The 13,535-nt window shown below is 59.9% G+C and carries 11 protein-coding genes and 1 pseudogene; 5 read left to right on the forward strand and 7 right to left on the reverse strand.

Annotated features, from left to right (window positions below; translation table 11 throughout):
- Window positions 1-2: 2 nt before the first annotated feature.
- The 3 genes from BMY68_RS04395 (at window position 3) to BMY68_RS04405 (ending at window position 5,207) form a co-directional block, all read left to right on the forward strand.
- A complete protein-coding gene (locus BMY68_RS04395; RefSeq protein ID WP_085531425.1) occupies window positions 3-944 on the forward strand; it encodes a COG2958 family protein in 942 nt (313 codons plus the stop codon).
- A gap of 37 nt (window positions 945-981) precedes the next feature.
- A complete protein-coding gene (locus BMY68_RS04400; protein WP_085531423.1) occupies window positions 982-1,995 on the forward strand; it encodes a Fic family protein in 1,014 nt (337 codons plus the stop codon).
- Window positions 1,996-2,084: 89 nt separating this feature from the next.
- On the forward strand, window positions 2,085-5,207 hold the full coding sequence (locus BMY68_RS04405) for a type I restriction endonuclease subunit R (RefSeq protein WP_085531421.1): 3,123 nt from the start codon (window positions 2,085-2,087) through the stop codon (window positions 5,205-5,207).
- 80 nt (window positions 5,208-5,287) lie between these two features.
- On the opposite strand, the gene BMY68_RS04410 is transcribed toward BMY68_RS04405, so the two are convergent.
- The gene (locus BMY68_RS04410) at window positions 5,288-5,569 is read right to left on the reverse strand and encodes a fructose-bisphosphate aldolase (protein WP_085531419.1); all 282 of its coding nucleotides are present in this window, start codon (window positions 5,567-5,569) and stop codon (window positions 5,288-5,290) included.
- A gap of 389 nt (window positions 5,570-5,958) precedes the next feature.
- On the opposite strand from BMY68_RS04410, the gene BMY68_RS04415 reads away from it, so the two are divergent.
- Both BMY68_RS04415 and BMY68_RS04420 read left to right on the forward strand, forming a co-directional pair.
- A complete protein-coding gene (locus tag BMY68_RS04415) occupies window positions 5,959-6,936 on the forward strand; it encodes a hypothetical protein (protein WP_085531417.1) in 978 nt (325 codons plus the stop codon).
- Window positions 6,936-7,622 (forward strand): hypothetical protein, encoded by a 687-nt coding sequence (locus tag BMY68_RS04420; RefSeq protein ID WP_085531416.1) that lies wholly within the window; start codon window positions 6,936-6,938, stop codon window positions 7,620-7,622. Before BMY68_RS04415 ends, BMY68_RS04420 begins: the two co-directional genes overlap by 1 nt.
- 120 nt (window positions 7,623-7,742) lie before the next feature.
- Here BMY68_RS04420 and BMY68_RS04425 read toward each other — a convergent pair whose 3' ends face one another.
- The 6 genes and pseudogenes from BMY68_RS04425 to BMY68_RS04450 form a co-directional block, all read right to left on the reverse strand.
- On the reverse strand, window positions 7,743-8,204 hold the full coding sequence (locus BMY68_RS04425) for a GNAT family N-acetyltransferase (protein WP_085531414.1): 462 nt from the start codon (window positions 8,202-8,204) through the stop codon (window positions 7,743-7,745).
- A 66-nt stretch (window positions 8,205-8,270) separates the two neighbouring features.
- Window positions 8,271-8,920 (reverse strand): annotated as a pseudogene (locus BMY68_RS04430) (DUF2931 family protein).
- A gap of 77 nt (window positions 8,921-8,997) precedes the next feature.
- Window positions 8,998-9,651 (reverse strand): DUF2931 family protein, encoded by a 654-nt coding sequence (locus BMY68_RS04435; protein WP_085531413.1) that lies wholly within the window; start codon window positions 9,649-9,651, stop codon window positions 8,998-9,000.
- A complete protein-coding gene (locus BMY68_RS04440) occupies window positions 9,651-11,225 on the reverse strand; it encodes a phospholipase effector Tle1 domain-containing protein (RefSeq protein WP_085531411.1) in 1,575 nt (524 codons plus the stop codon). Before BMY68_RS04440 ends, BMY68_RS04435 begins: the two co-directional genes overlap by 1 nt.
- Window positions 11,226-11,423: 198 nt before the next feature.
- Complete coding sequence (locus BMY68_RS04445; protein WP_085531409.1) at window positions 11,424-12,248, reverse strand: sulfite exporter TauE/SafE family protein; 825 nt, start codon at window positions 12,246-12,248, stop codon at window positions 11,424-11,426.
- Window positions 12,245-13,522: an NAD(P)/FAD-dependent oxidoreductase gene (locus tag BMY68_RS04450; RefSeq protein WP_085531407.1), complete on the reverse strand. Its 1,278-nt coding sequence runs from the start codon at window positions 13,520-13,522 to the stop codon at window positions 12,245-12,247. The genes BMY68_RS04445 and BMY68_RS04450 overlap by 4 nt, the downstream gene beginning before the upstream one ends.
- Window positions 13,523-13,535 lie beyond the last annotated feature (13 nt).

A 13,535-nucleotide genomic window follows, 5' to 3' on the forward strand; every position in this document is an offset into this window, starting at 1 on the left:
ATATGGCTTCTCTCAACCTGCGCCAACGCGTTATCGAACGCCTACAAAACCAGCCCGATACCCAGCACACCGCCCGTGAACTGGCGCAATGGATATTCGAGCAGTTCCCCGCCGAATGCGCGGTCAAAAAAGCCGGTAGCGGCAGCCATATTCAGACTGACACCGATCTCGTGCAGCAACTGGCGGCCGAAATTGCCGGCTCGCGTCCTCGCTGGCAGAAGCAGCAACCTCAGCTGAAAACCACTGAAGGCCGGCCACGTCACTATTACTGGTCGGAGTTGGACGCTAACGCCGAGGTCGCAGCGGCGGAAGGCCTGTCACCTGAAGTCGCAGAGCTGCCCGAGTCCTCGCGGTTACGTGAGCACGCGCTCTATCCCTTGCTGGCGCAGTACCTGCTGTCAGAAGAGCAGTGCGTGAACGCCATGCGTATCAACGAAAAACGCTCCTCCAACCGCGCTGGCAGCGGCGGTAATGAATGGCTGCACCCGGATCTGGTCGGGCTGGAAAACCTGACCGCTGACTGGACGGCGGATGTGCGTGAGTGCGTTCGTGTATTGGGTGAGCGACGCGCTCGGTTGTGGTCGTTCGAGGTCAAGCTGCTGCTCAACCGCTCCAATGCCCGCAAGTGTTTCTTCCAGACGGTGTCCAATTCCTCCTGGGCGCATTTTGGCTACTTGGCGGCCGCTACGGTGGAAGGCGATGGCACGCTCAAAGAGCTGCGTATGCTCGCCGCTGCCCATGGCATTGGGGTGATTCAACTGGATGTGGAGAACCCCACGGAAAGCCAGATCCTGATTCCTGCGCGGGAACGCAGCGATATCGACTGGGACATGTGCAACCGTCTAAGCGAAGAAAATAGCGATTTTGCCGAGTTCCTCGGACGTGTCCGGCGCTTCCACCAAACCGGCGAGTTAACCGCCAAGGAATGGGAGGCCTCTGCGTGAGCAATCCCGAGCTTCTCGCCGAGCGGTGGCCTAGCCCATGAGCCGCTACCAGCCGCCGTTGACCCTGACCCCAACCATGCTCGCGCTTGTTGCGCAGATCAGCGAGCAGGTGGGGCGGTTGTCGGCGCGGCATGAGGCGACCCTGACGCCACAGCTGCGGCGGGGTAATCGCATTCGCACTATCCAAGCTTCGCTGGCCATCGAAAACAACACGTTGAGCCTGGAGCAGGTGACGGCCGTTCTGGAGGGTAGGCGGGTATTAGGCATGCCCCGGGAGATCCAGGAAGTGCGCAATGCTTTTGCCGCTTATGAGGCCATGCCTGGCTGGCGCCCGGCGTTGCGTGAGCATTTGCTGGAGGCTCATGCCCTGTTGATGCACGGGCTTATTGACGATGCCGGACAGTTCCGCCGTGCTGGGGTCGGTATCTATCGCGAGCAAAAGCTGGTGCATATGGCTCCGCCGGCTAGCCGTGTACCCACCTTGGTGGACGACCTGCTTAGTTGGTTGTCCAGCACGGATCTGCACCCACTGTTGGCCAGCTGTGTATTTCACTACGAATTCGAGTTCATCCACCCGTTCGCCGATGGCAACGGGCGGATGGGGCGCTTGTGGCAAACGCTGATTCTCAGTCTATGGCGTCCCGTTTTGGCCTGGCTGCCCGTGGAAACGGTGATTCGCGAGCAGCAAGAGGCTTATTACGCTGCGCTGAGTGCTGCGGATCAACGCAGCGAGGCCACGCCTTTCGTGGAGTTCATGTTGCAAGCCTTGCAACAGGCGTTGTTTGATGGTGGCCAAAGCGACCAAGTAACCGATCAAGTAAGCGACCAAGTAGCTCGGCTGCTCCAAGTGCTGGGTGGCGGCGTTGCCCTGAAAGCGGGAGAGCTGATGCAGTACCTGCAATTGGCGCATCGCCCGACCTTCCGTAACAACTATTTGAACCCGGCATTAGTGGCCGGGTTGATCGAAATGACTCACCCCGATTCGCCACGCAGCCCGGCACAGAAGTACCGATTGACTGCACAAGGGGCGACGTGGGTGGCCAATAACTAGATGACCCCACCTGTGAGGCTGGGGGAGCGACTTTATTGGGCAGCCTGCTGCTGGCCAATGTCGAGGATTGATAAGGGACTAATGCCGTAATGACCGAAGACCAACTGGAACAGGAAACCCTCGGCTGGCTGGAGGAGGTGGGTTACACACGATTGTATGGGCCAGACATCGCCCACGACGGAGAACACCCCGAGCGCGATAACTACCGGCAAGTGGTGTTGGTCGAGCGCTTACGCAGTGCGATGGCCAAGCTCAATCCCAAGGTGCCGTTGGCAGCCCGCGAAGATGCCCTTAAGCAGGTGCTGGAGTTGGGTTTGCCGGTGCAGCTTTCGGCCAACCGCTTGTTCCATCGCCTACTGGTCAGTGGCGTACCTGTGCAGTACCAGAAGGACGGCGAAAGCCGCGGCGATTTTGTGCGCTTGATCGATTGGGCCGAAGTCAAAGCCAATGATTGGTTGGCCATCAATCAATTCCGTATCCAAGGGCCGAAGAAGCTTCGTCGGCCGGACATCATCCTGTTCATTAACGGGTTGCCGCTGGTCTTGTTGGAGTTGAAAAACCCGGCTGACGTAAAGGCGGATCTCGGTAAAGCGTTTGAGCAGCTTCAGACCTACAAAGAGCAGATTCCGGATTTGTTCCAGTACAACGAAATCCTGGTGATTTCCGATGGTACTGAAGCTCGAATGGGGTCGCTGTCGGCGGATATCGAGCGCTTTATGAATTGGCGCACCATCGACGGTGAAACACTCGACCCGCTGGGGCAATTCAACGAACTTGAAACTTTGGTACGTGGTGCGCTGGCCCCGGAAATGCTGCTCGATTACCTGCGCTATTTCGTGTTGTTCGAAGATGACGGCCGTCTGGTGAAGAAGATTGCCGGTTATCACCAGTTCCATGCCGTGCGCGCTGCTATTCAACAGGTGGTCGTGGCTTCGCGTCCTGGCGGTAGCCATAAGGGCGGCGTGGTTTGGCACACCCAAGGCTCGGGCAAGAGCATCACCATGACCTGTTTCGCCGCTCGGGTGATGCAGGAAACAGCGATGGAGAACCCGACCATTGTGGTCATCACCGACCGCAACGATCTGGACGGCCAGCTGTTTGGGGTGTTTTCCCTGTCTCAGGATTTACTCCGGGAACAGCCGGTCCAGGTGGAGTCCCGTGGTGATCTACGGGCCAAACTGGCCAATCGACCCAGTGGTGGCATTGTGTTCGCCACCATTCAAAAATTTATGCCCGGCGTGGATGAAGACAGCTTTCCGGTACTGTCCCTGCGACCCAATATCGTAGTTATCGCTGACGAAGCTCATCGCACTCAATATGGATTCAATGCCGAGCTGAAAGCGCCAACTGGACTTCAGGCAGCGGAAAGCCGGGCGCGTTATGAGGTGGGTTATGCCCAGCATCTGCGCGACGCGCTGCCGAACGCTACGTTCGTGGCCTTTACCGGCACTCCGGTGTCCAGCGAAGACCGCGATACTCGCTCGGTGTTCGGTGAGTACATCCATGTCTACGACATGCAGCAGGCCACAGAAGACGGTGCCACTGTTGCTATTTACTATGAGTCACGCTTGGCCAAGCTGTCCTTGAAGGACAGCGAGCTACCGAAAATCGACGATCAGGTGGATGAGCTGGCCGAAGATGAAGAGGACGAGCAACAGTCTCGCTTGAAAAGCCGCTGGGCTGCATTGGAAAAGGTAGTGGGTGCTTCGCCGCGGATTCACAGTGTAGCGGCGGATATGGTCACGCATTTCGAGGAGCGTAATCTGGGGCTGGTTGGTATGGGACAGATGCCCGGTAAAGCCATGGTGGTCGCCATGAGCCGAGAAATCTGTGTGCACTTGTACAACGAAATCGTTGCCCTGCGTCCTGACTGGCACGACGAAGACCCGGAGAAAGGCGCGATCAAGATCGTGATGACCGGTAGCGCTTCGGACAAGGCTTTGTTGCAGCCGCATATCTACTCAGGGCAGGTTAAGAAACGTTTGGAAAAACGCTTCAAGGACCCCCTCGACCCGCTCAAGTTGGTGATCGTTCGCGATATGTGGTTGACCGGTTTCGATGCGCCTTGTGTTCATACGTTGTATGTAGACAAGCCGATGAAGGGCCACAACCTGATGCAGGCTATTGCCCGGGTTAACCGCGTATTCAAGGATAAGCAGGGCGGTTTGGTGGTGGACTACATCGGCATCGCCAATGAGCTGAAAGCTGCGCTGAGGGAATACACCGGCAGCAAAGGTAAAGGGCGCCCGACGGTGGATGCTCATGAAGCCTACTCGGTGTTGGAGGAGCGGCTTGATGTCCTGCGTAGCCTGTTACACGGCTTCGATTACAGCGATTTTCTGACCGGAGGCCACAAGCTGCTGGCAGGGGCCGCCAACCATGTTTTGGGCCTGGAGGACGGTAAAAAGCGTTTTGCTGACAACGCGTTGGCCATGAGTAAGGCTTTCACTCTGTGCTGCACCTTGGATGAAGCCAAGGCTGTACGTGAGGAAGTGGCCTTTTTCCAAGCGATCAAGGTGATTTTGATCAAGCGCGATGTCAGTCAGCAAAAGAAGACTGATGAAGAGCGTGAGTTGGCGATTCGTCAGATCATCGGTAATGCCGTGGTTTCTGGGGATGTGGTGGACATCTTCGAGGCGGTGGGTCTGGACAAGCCCAATATCGGTCTGCTCGACGATGCTTTTCTTGCCGACGTACGTAACCTGCCGGAGAAGAACCTTGCGGTAGAGCTGTTGGAACGCTTGCTGGAAGGTGAAATCAAGAGCCGTTACAGCTCCAACTTGGTCCAGGAAAAGAAGTTCTCCGAGCTGCTGGCCAATGTGATTAAGCGCTACCAAAACCGTTCGATTGAAACGGCTCAGGTGATCGAAGAGTTGATCGAGATGGCCAAGAAATTCGCTGCTGCGAGCAAGCGCGGTGATGAGCTTGGACTTAATGATGATGAGTTGGCGTTTTACGATGCCCTGGCCACCAACGAGGCCTCGGTGCGCGAATTGGGTGATGAGACACTCGCAAAGATTGCTCATGAGTTGACTGCGAGTCTGCGAGCAAATGTCAGTGTTGATTGGAGCAGTCGAGAAAGTGTGAGGGCTAAGCTGCGTATTCTGGTGCGGCGGATTTTGCGTAAGTACGACTACCCGCCGGATAAAGCTGAAGATGCTGCGCAGATGATCCTCGATCAAACAGAGATGCTTTGTGAGGGGTGGTTGTAGAACGTCAAGACTAGTCATTCTCTAATGGTCTTCTCGGGTGCATAAAGAGCCGGTGAGTAGCCGGCTCTTGTTGTTTTTAGTCAGGCACTAAAGGCGCGTGTCTCAATCACCGCCAACACATCCCGCACATCCTGCAGTAACAGCCTGGCGGTATTAGCCACAGTATCGATGTCCTTGTCGCTGGAGTCGCGCAAGCTAGTGCAAGCCATCAGATTCAGATAGTCGAGAGTGGTGAGTAAACGCTCGCTAGCACAGGCATGCAGGTCTACCAGAGGTGCGTGGCTGTCAATAAAAAGCACTGGGGTATCGCTGGCAATTGGGGTCAGGGGAATAAAGCGTTCGGATGGGGTTTGGGTGTTCATCGCTGTTCCTTGTCGAAAAATATGCCGATTGGATGTCCTCTCGTTAAGGCTGCGAACCCCTGTGCTGATCGAAATCAGCAGACGTGAAAACTATAGGTGGGGGGCGGATTCGGAACAACGGCAGGGCTGTAGGAAAGGTCTCGATTGTGGGTAGGGCGAGGCTGAGTCGTTGGTCCTTGTCGCAAGCGGGATGGTTGTAAAACTCCGTAGCGGCTACCGCAGGTCCAGGCCGTGGCGCCATTCAGTCGTTGAGGTGTAGCTGGACAATTGGGGTGTGCCGGTTTGGGGGCGCTGCGCGCCCCATCGCAGCCTCGCGGGCTCGGCAGCGGCTACAGGGCGTAAGACTTTGCTATCCTGCGCGCCTTTTACCCATTGCAAGGAGCGCAGGCATGACCCAGTCCGTTGGTGGCGGGAGGCGAGTAGAGGCTGGGGAGCGGGGTGGTGTGTCTCGCTTGCGGCATTTTCTATCCCGGTTGGCGCCGGCGCTGTTGGTGGGTATGGCGCTGGGTGTGCCCACGGCCAGCGCCAACCCGGTCACCACTTATCGCGGCACGCTCGGCGATACGCCGGTGGAGCTGGCGCTGGTGTATGACTCGCAATATGGCGGCGGGATGTCTGGCTATTGGTTTAGCGGGGCCGAGCGCTTGCCGATGCCTTTGGAGCTCACGCCGTTTCGCCCGGACAGGGGGCTGTTGATCAATATCATGGATAACCCGACGTTGCCGGCGGCGGCTGTGTCGTTGCAGCCCTTTGCCGAGGGGGCCGAGGCGTTGCAGGGGGCCTTGGTCGATTTGCGCACAGGCGTGCAGCAGCCGTTGCGGTTGCAGCGGGTGATGCGCTTTGGCGGGAGTCAGCGCGAGGCCTTTGACGGTGAGTTGTTGCAGCCGGCGGCCGACCAGCAGTTCTATTTCAGTGTGCATGCCGTGCGCAATGCCGGGGAGGACAGGGGGCGGGTGGACACTATCCGGGTGCTGAGCCGGGCCACCGGCGAGGTGGTGCAGGAGGTGGGCGGGCAGTGGTGCCTGGCTCCGACCGGGACCCGCACCCTGACCTTCGAGCATTTCGATGCCGATTCCACCCTGGATTTCCAGGTGCAGGGCTACAGCTTGAACGGCCCGTACGGCAGTGTGCTGTGCGCGCCGACCCAGTATTACCTGTACCACCCACAGACCCAGGCGTATCTGCGCCATCCGCAGCTGGAGCAGTTGGCCGCCGAGGGCACGGTGCGCTTTGCCGCGGGCGGGCAGATGGAGTTCAGCAAGCAGGACTTTATCAACTTCAGTGCGGGCACCCAGCGTAGGGACTATTACCGCGTGATCAGCCCTGACCGGCTGGAATTCATTCAGTCTCTCGAGGGGCGTTTCTGATGCGGCGGGTTAATGTTTTTCGTGGGTTGGCGGCGTTGTTGCTGGTGTCGTGGCTAGTGCCGGCGCAAGCGGCCCATGGGGTGTACCAGGGCACCTTGGGCAAGCAGGCCATTGTGCTGACGCTGGGCAGCCAGAATGCGCTGTACCAGGGGACCTATGCCTACCAGCGCTATCGCACGCCGATCCGCCTCAAGCCGACCTTCAGCTTCAGCAACAAGGTGCTGGCCATGGACGAGCTGGACGAGCAGGGGTTGCCGGTGGCGCGCTTGCAGTTCAACGACCTGATGGTCAGCCGCCAGAGCGAGCAGGTGCGCGGCAGTTGGACCAGCTATCGCACTGGCAAGACCTTGCCCATCAGCCTGAAGCTGGTGGCGCTGGTGGACTCGGACCGTTCGTGGCCGCAGCCGAACACCACGCTGTTGCAGAGCGCATCCACCAAACGCTGGTATTTCCAGGTGCCGATGCAGGGCAATGACCAGCGGATAACGGCGATCGAGGTGGTGGACAAGGCCAGCGGCAAACCGCTGCAGACCCTGACGCTGGCGGCGCCGGGTTGTCTGTATCAAGGGGTGGATATGTTGCAGGTGCAGGCCGAGGGGGAGAGCCTGCGGTTCAGTTTGAGCGACTGCAGGTTGCCGGGGTTTCAGTGGAATGAGGGGAGTGGGCGGTTTGAGGCTTTGCCCTGAGCCGGGCTCGGTTTTGTAGGTTGGTCTTGGTGTTTAGTCAGACAGGCTGTGCTTGCAGGTTTTGCGACTGCTTTGCCCGAGCGCGGACCGGTCGTCGCAGCCTCGCGGGCTCGGCAGCGGCTACGGGGTTGGTGTCAGCTCGCGTTGCATGATCAGGGTGCGTTCTTCGCCGTGGTGTTGCTCGCGCAGGGTGCGAAAGCCCAGGTTGGCGTAGAAGCCTTCGGCGGTGATCGAGGAGGGCACGGTCAGCTGGGTGAGGCCGGCGCCCAGGGCCTGGCGCTCGAGTTCGGCCATCAGTTGGCGGCCGACGCCCTGGCCTTGCCTATCCGGGGCGACGAAGACCGAGCGCACTACATGGCCGTCGAGGCTGGCGGTGCCGACGATTTCGCCGGCCGCCTGTGCCACCCAGACCTGGCGTTTGCTCAATAGCTGGCGCACGGCATGCGGGCTGAAGTTTTCCTGCACCTGGGCGATTACCGCGGCGGGATAATCCCGGGCGTTGCTGGTCTGCAGGGTGGCGATGATCAGGCGGCTGATGGCGTCGACGTCCTGCGCGTGGGCGGGGCGGATTTCACAGTCCATGTGGGGCGTCCTTTGAGGGGTAGGTCTGGACACTAGCCTTGGTGGGGATTGTTCGCTAGGGGGTGTTTACCAACTGCCATAGGGAATTCCGTATTTCTCTATGTAGCGCTTGGAGTTCTCGGGTAGCGGATAATAGTGCCCGTTTGATTTACCGAGGTGCGGTCCCAGCGGTTCAATCTCCGCCTGGACACGAGCGACCTTGACCGGACGATAGCATTCATCTCTGGCCCACACTTGAACTATGCCGCCAGAGGCCAGCCCCAAATAGAGGGATGCCAGATAAGAAGAGCTACGTTCAGGGTACAGAGAGCAGCGTTGGGCAGTTGCCTTGCGCATGATCTGTAGGGCTTCTTCCGGGATATCCACCCACGCCCGATACGTCTGTGGCTCTACCACGGATTGCCAACGGACAAAAATACGTTTCGGGAGATCAGCCCCCACCACTGGTTTGCCAGTATCCCCAACGGCATCCCAGCCTCTGGCCCATTCCTTGTTGTAGCCTGGGTTGCCGCCAGCAGCAGAACCACTGCCAGTCCGGCGGAACAGTATGCCGTTGATATCCTCTACCGCTGTGTCTTCAACCCATACCTTCATGTAATACGGCTCGGTGAAGTTCAGGCTCCACCAAGGCAAGTGTGGGTCATTCTTTCCGGATAATGGGTGACTTGACAGCCAGTCAACAGCAGTGCACCCAGCAGAGCGATGAATGCTCTCATTACCAAAGCGTCCAGTCAGTTGCATGAGTGGATAGGGTTTATTAGCAACCTGCTCTTCATATACAGAAGGAAGTTGATTACCAACTGCCATAGGGAATGCCGTACTTCTCTATGTAGCGTTTGGACTCTTCACTGATCTGGTAGGCGTAACGGCCATTGGTTTTGCCTTGGCTCGGCCCTAAAGGCTCAACGTCGGCTTGGACGCGGGTGACTTTGATCGGGTGATGACATTCATCTCTTACCCAGACCTGAACAATGCCCCCTGGCGCCAATCCCAGATTGACTGAGGCCATATAGCTGGCGGTTTGCTGTGGCGTTTCTGGGCACCGACGGGCGGTGGTCTTGCGCATGATCTGTCGGGCCTCTTCCGGGATGTCGATCCATACCCGATAGGTTTGCGGTTCAACCACCGATTGCCAGCGCACGAAAATGCGTTTGGGCAGGTCGGCACCGACCACGGACTTGCCATCAATACCAACTCCGTCCCAACCTCTGGCCCATTCCTTTTTGTAACCAGGGCGGCCACCCGCAGCAGTCCCACCCGTGCGGTGAAACTGTTTTCCGTTGATGTCCTCTACCGCGCTGTCCTCGACCCAGACTTTCATGTAATAGGGTTCGGTAAATCCAAGTTCCCACCAAGGGTTTTTTGGGTCGTTTTTACCTGAAAGTGGATCGCTGGCCAGGCAGCCAGTCAACAGCAGTGCGCCCAGGAGGGCGATGAATACTCTCATTACCAAAGCGTCCAGTCAGGTACGTGAGGGTGTTGCACACGCACGGCATCCGCCGTGGGGGCATTGATATAGACGACTTTAAGGCTGCCGCCATCCTGCTTGCCAAGCGGGTGGTTCCAGTGGGCCGAGAGATGGATGTAACGCAGCTTGAGCATCGCCTCCTCGGCTGGAGTTGTACTGTAGTCACCGGCGATAAATCTGTCACAAAGCGCTTGAAGCTCCAATGGAATCGCATATTCGGTTGTTTCTGGGATGTCCTCGAACTGCACACCGTTCTCCTTGGCCAGTTCATACATGACGCGCAGATACACCTTCGCCAGCTTGTTGCTCATGGGCCTCTTGAGCTGTACACCGACATACACCCGCTTTTGTCGTAAGCCGAGGCGGTCTTGTGAGTCCTGCGGCAGAACCATCGGCTCCGGTGTGATGATTTCCAGCCATTGTGCGGGCCAGCCTTTGGCCAACCAGCGTTTTCTGATCTGGGTTGCGTCCCGGTAAATCGAGGTCTGGGTCACGTCAGTATTGAGTGGTACCTCCAGCGCCTGCATCGGACTGACCAGTACACATTCCTGCACCTCATCCAGATAACCGCCGCCGATATCCGAATGCGCACCGGGCAGGGTGATCTCCATATGGTCGGGTTTGACTCGGCTCAGGGCGAAGTTGGATCGATGCTCATCCCGGGCGACCAACTGGACGACTGAGCGAAAGTAGCGGCGGTCGAGGTGCAGCTTGATACCCGGAGCAATGGCGCTGCGCACGTTGCCCAGATTACTCACGCCGGCAACCGACGGCACCGTATCGAACAGGCCGATAAAACCCATATCAACATCGTGGCCGTACTGCCGGTTGAAACGGGGGCTGAAGGCATTGGAGTGGTCGTGCAGAATCAGTTCAAGCGGCCCCAGCCAGCGCACGACTTCATTGGCAAAGTGCCGAGCCGCTGCGGCGCCTCGGCTAAAGCCGAAAGTGTCAAAGGTCAGGGATAAGATTTCGCTGTCCGGGTTCTGCTCGAAGAAAAGACCAATACGTTGCTTGATCGCAATAAATGCCTTCTGCACACATCCTGATATTCCCGTATCGCCGCGCCCTGTTCCCGAGGTAATCAGACTGTCCTTTTCGCCAGTCCGCGTTCCGATACCTTCGATATAAATGGAGTGAAAGGCACGTTTTTGCAGACCTTCACCCTCAGGCGTCTGAGTGGAATAGTACAAATCACTCAACCGCTTAACATTGCTCACATCATTCCCATAACTACTCTCCGGATCCCTCATATACGGCTTGCAGTTGCCATCGATATCCCTGGCTTCAATGGCATGTTGCGCGCCGCAAATCTGGCCCATGGCCGAGTTGCTGGCGTTGTTACCGGTGCCGTCGAAGAACACGCCGATGCGCAGCGCCACCTGGACCTTTTCAGGCGGTGGCGCAGGCTCTTTGGCGTATTTCTCATACTGCGCCCAGAGCTGTTCGCCGTAGCTGGGCTCTTCGGTTTCAGCGGCGCGTTCGGCGGGGCTCTGGTTGGGATTGGCGGGCCGTAGAAGATTGGGCATCGGCCCGGGTCCGTTGCTGGCCATGGGTGGTCCTGGTTCAGGCGAAAGGGGCGCTGGAAACCGTACCGGGAATGGCGGGGCAGGGATTTAGGAGGATTCTGCAAGCGGCGACGCAGTGGCTGATTTGGTTGTAGGAACGGTTTATTGCCGGGGTGTTTTTGTCGTTTGAGTGGACGCTATCGCGAGCAAGCTCGCTCCCACAGTGGGAGCGAGTTCATGAGCTCAGTGCCAGGCGCCGAGTGCGCCGAGGCTGAGCATCACCGCCGCCAGCATCCCCACCAAGGCAAACAGCTGCTGCAACCTCGGCCCCGCCAGGTAGCGGGCGACCTGACGGCCAGCGATCAACCCCAGCACCGCGCCAATGGCGAAGGGCGCGCCCACCGCCCAGTGCATCACGCCGCTGAGGCTGGCGGTGATCACGCTGCCGGCGGACACCAGGGCGATCACCGCCAGGGAGGTGGCGACGATGCTTTTGCTGTCCAGGTTGGTGTAGCGGGTCAGCGCCGGGATGATCACGAAGCCGCCGCCGACCCCGAGCAGCCCGGAGAGCAGCCCCGAGAGCAGGCCGGTGACGGTCAGCGCGCGGGCGCAGGGCAGGGTCCAGCGCAGCCGGCCCTGCAAGGGGTTGAGTACGCAGGGCTGGAAGGCCGCGCGGGGTGCCGGCTGGCCGTGGCGCAGTTCGCGGGTGGCCTTGCGCAGGATGCGCCCGCAGGCGTACAGCAGCACCGCGGAAAACAGCAGGGCCAGCGGCAGGTTCGGCAGGCGGTGGGCCAGCCACAGGCCCACGGGCGCCATGAGGATGCCGATGGCGGCGACGAAGCCGGCGGCGCGGTAACGCACGATGCCTTCGCGCAGCCCCAGTACCGCGCCCACGGCGGCCGCCAGGCCCACCGCGAGCAGGCCGATGGGCGCCGCCTCGACCATGCTCAGGCCCAGGCCGAACACCAGCAGCGGCACCGCGAGAATCCCGCCGCCGGCCCCGGTCAATGCCAGGATCGCTCCGATCAGTGCGCCGAGGCCGGCGCCCAGCAAGCTGTACTCACTCATGATTCCGGCAGGTCCGTCACCAGGCTCGGCCGCGCCAGCCACTCATGGCCCTTGAGCATGCCGCGCCAGTACAGCGGCGGCAGGATGCGTTCCTTCAGCCACCAGGCGCGGCGGGTCGGCTGGCGACCGTCCAGCAGCCAGGCCGGAAAGCTCGGCGCGACTTTGCCGCCGTAGGTGAATTCGGCGAGGACGATCTTGCCGCGCTCCACGGTCAGCGGGCAGGAGCCGTAGCCGTCGTACTGGGCCCGGGTCGGCAGGCGCTTGAGGTTCACCAGCACGTTGGTGGCCACCACCGGCGCCTGCTTGCGCGCCGCCGCGGCGGTTTTTGCGTTGCTGGTATTGGTCCCGTCGCCCAGGCCGTGGATGTTGCTGTAGCGCTTGTGCCGCAGGCTGTGCGGGTCGACGTCGATCCAGCCGGCGGCGTCGGCCAGCGGGCTGTTGCGGATAAAGTCCGGGGCGGTCTGCGGCGGCACCACGTGCAGCATGTCGAAGGGCAGTTCGATGCGTTCCTGCTGGCCATCGGCACCGTTGCGGACGAAGGTCGCCCGTTTACCGGGGCCGTCCACCGCCACCAGGTTGTGGCCGAAATCCAGGGCGATGTCGTATTTCTTCACGTATTCCATCAGCGCCGGCACATAGTCCGGCACGCCGAACAGCACGCCACCGGCATTCAAGAAACGGGTGTTGATCTGCCCCAGCCGGCCGTTGCGCAGCCAGTGATCGCAGGACAGGTACATGGCCTTCTGCGGCGCGCCGGCGCATTTGATCGGCATCGGCGGCTGGCTGAACAGCGCCTGGCCCTGCTTGAGGTTCTGCGCCAGTTGCCAGGTGTAGGGCGCCAGATCGTAGCGGTAGTTGGAGGTCACGCCGTGCTTGCCCAGGGTTTCGTTCAGGCCGTCGATGGCGTTCCAGTCGAGCTTGAGGCCCGGGCAGACGATCAGCTGGTCATAACCCAGCACATGACCGTCGTTGAGCAGCAGGGCGTTGTGCTCCGGCTCGAAGCTGCTCACCGCCGCCTGAATCCACTTCACCCCCTTGGGGATCAGCGAGGCCATGCTGCGCGCGGTGTCTTCGGCGCGGAACACCCCGGCGCCGACCAGGGTCCAGCCGGGCTGGTAATAGTGGGTGTCGGCCGGGTCGATGATGGCGACGTCCAGGTGCGGTTCGCGGCTGATCAGGCTGGACGCGGTGGCAATGCCGGCCGCGCCGCCGCCGACGATCAGCACCTGGTGGCTGCCGTTGACGGCTCGTGGGATGGGGGAAATGGGGCGCATGGCAGCGTCTCCT

This window comes from Pseudomonas sp. NFACC41-3 (assembly GCF_900109505.1).
Lineage (GTDB): Bacteria > Pseudomonadota > Gammaproteobacteria > Pseudomonadales > Pseudomonadaceae > Aquipseudomonas > Aquipseudomonas chlororaphis.

What these genes read in the sequence shown, in the direction of transcription:
- BMY68_RS04400 (WP_085531423.1), top strand. Translation starts at nt 982, where the DNA reads ATGAGCCGCTACCAGCCGCCGTTGACCCTGACCCCAACCATGCTCGCG.
- BMY68_RS04435 (WP_085531413.1), bottom strand. Translation starts at nt 9,651, where the DNA reads ATGAGAGTATTCATCGCCCTCCTGGGCGCACTGCTGTTGACTGGCTGC.
- BMY68_RS04450 (WP_085531407.1), bottom strand. Translation starts at nt 13,522, where the DNA reads ATGCGCCCCATTTCCCCCATCCCACGAGCCGTCAACGGCAGCCACCAG.
- BMY68_RS04410 (WP_085531419.1), bottom strand. Translation starts at nt 5,569, where the DNA reads ATGAACACCCAAACCCCATCCGAACGCTTTATTCCCCTGACCCCAATT.
- BMY68_RS04440 (WP_085531411.1), bottom strand. Translation starts at nt 11,225, where the DNA reads ATGGCCAGCAACGGACCCGGGCCGATGCCCAATCTTCTACGGCCCGCC.
- BMY68_RS04425 (WP_085531414.1), bottom strand. Translation starts at nt 8,204, where the DNA reads ATGGACTGTGAAATCCGCCCCGCCCACGCGCAGGACGTCGACGCCATC.
- BMY68_RS04405 (WP_085531421.1), top strand. Translation starts at nt 2,085, where the DNA reads ATGACCGAAGACCAACTGGAACAGGAAACCCTCGGCTGGCTGGAGGAG.
- BMY68_RS04445 (WP_085531409.1), bottom strand. Translation starts at nt 12,248, where the DNA reads ATGAGTGAGTACAGCTTGCTGGGCGCCGGCCTCGGCGCACTGATCGGA.
- BMY68_RS04420 (WP_085531416.1), top strand. Translation starts at nt 6,936, where the DNA reads ATGCGGCGGGTTAATGTTTTTCGTGGGTTGGCGGCGTTGTTGCTGGTG.
- BMY68_RS04415 (WP_085531417.1), top strand. Translation starts at nt 5,959, where the DNA reads ATGACCCAGTCCGTTGGTGGCGGGAGGCGAGTAGAGGCTGGGGAGCGG.
- BMY68_RS04395 (WP_085531425.1), top strand. Translation starts at nt 3, where the DNA reads ATGGCTTCTCTCAACCTGCGCCAACGCGTTATCGAACGCCTACAAAAC.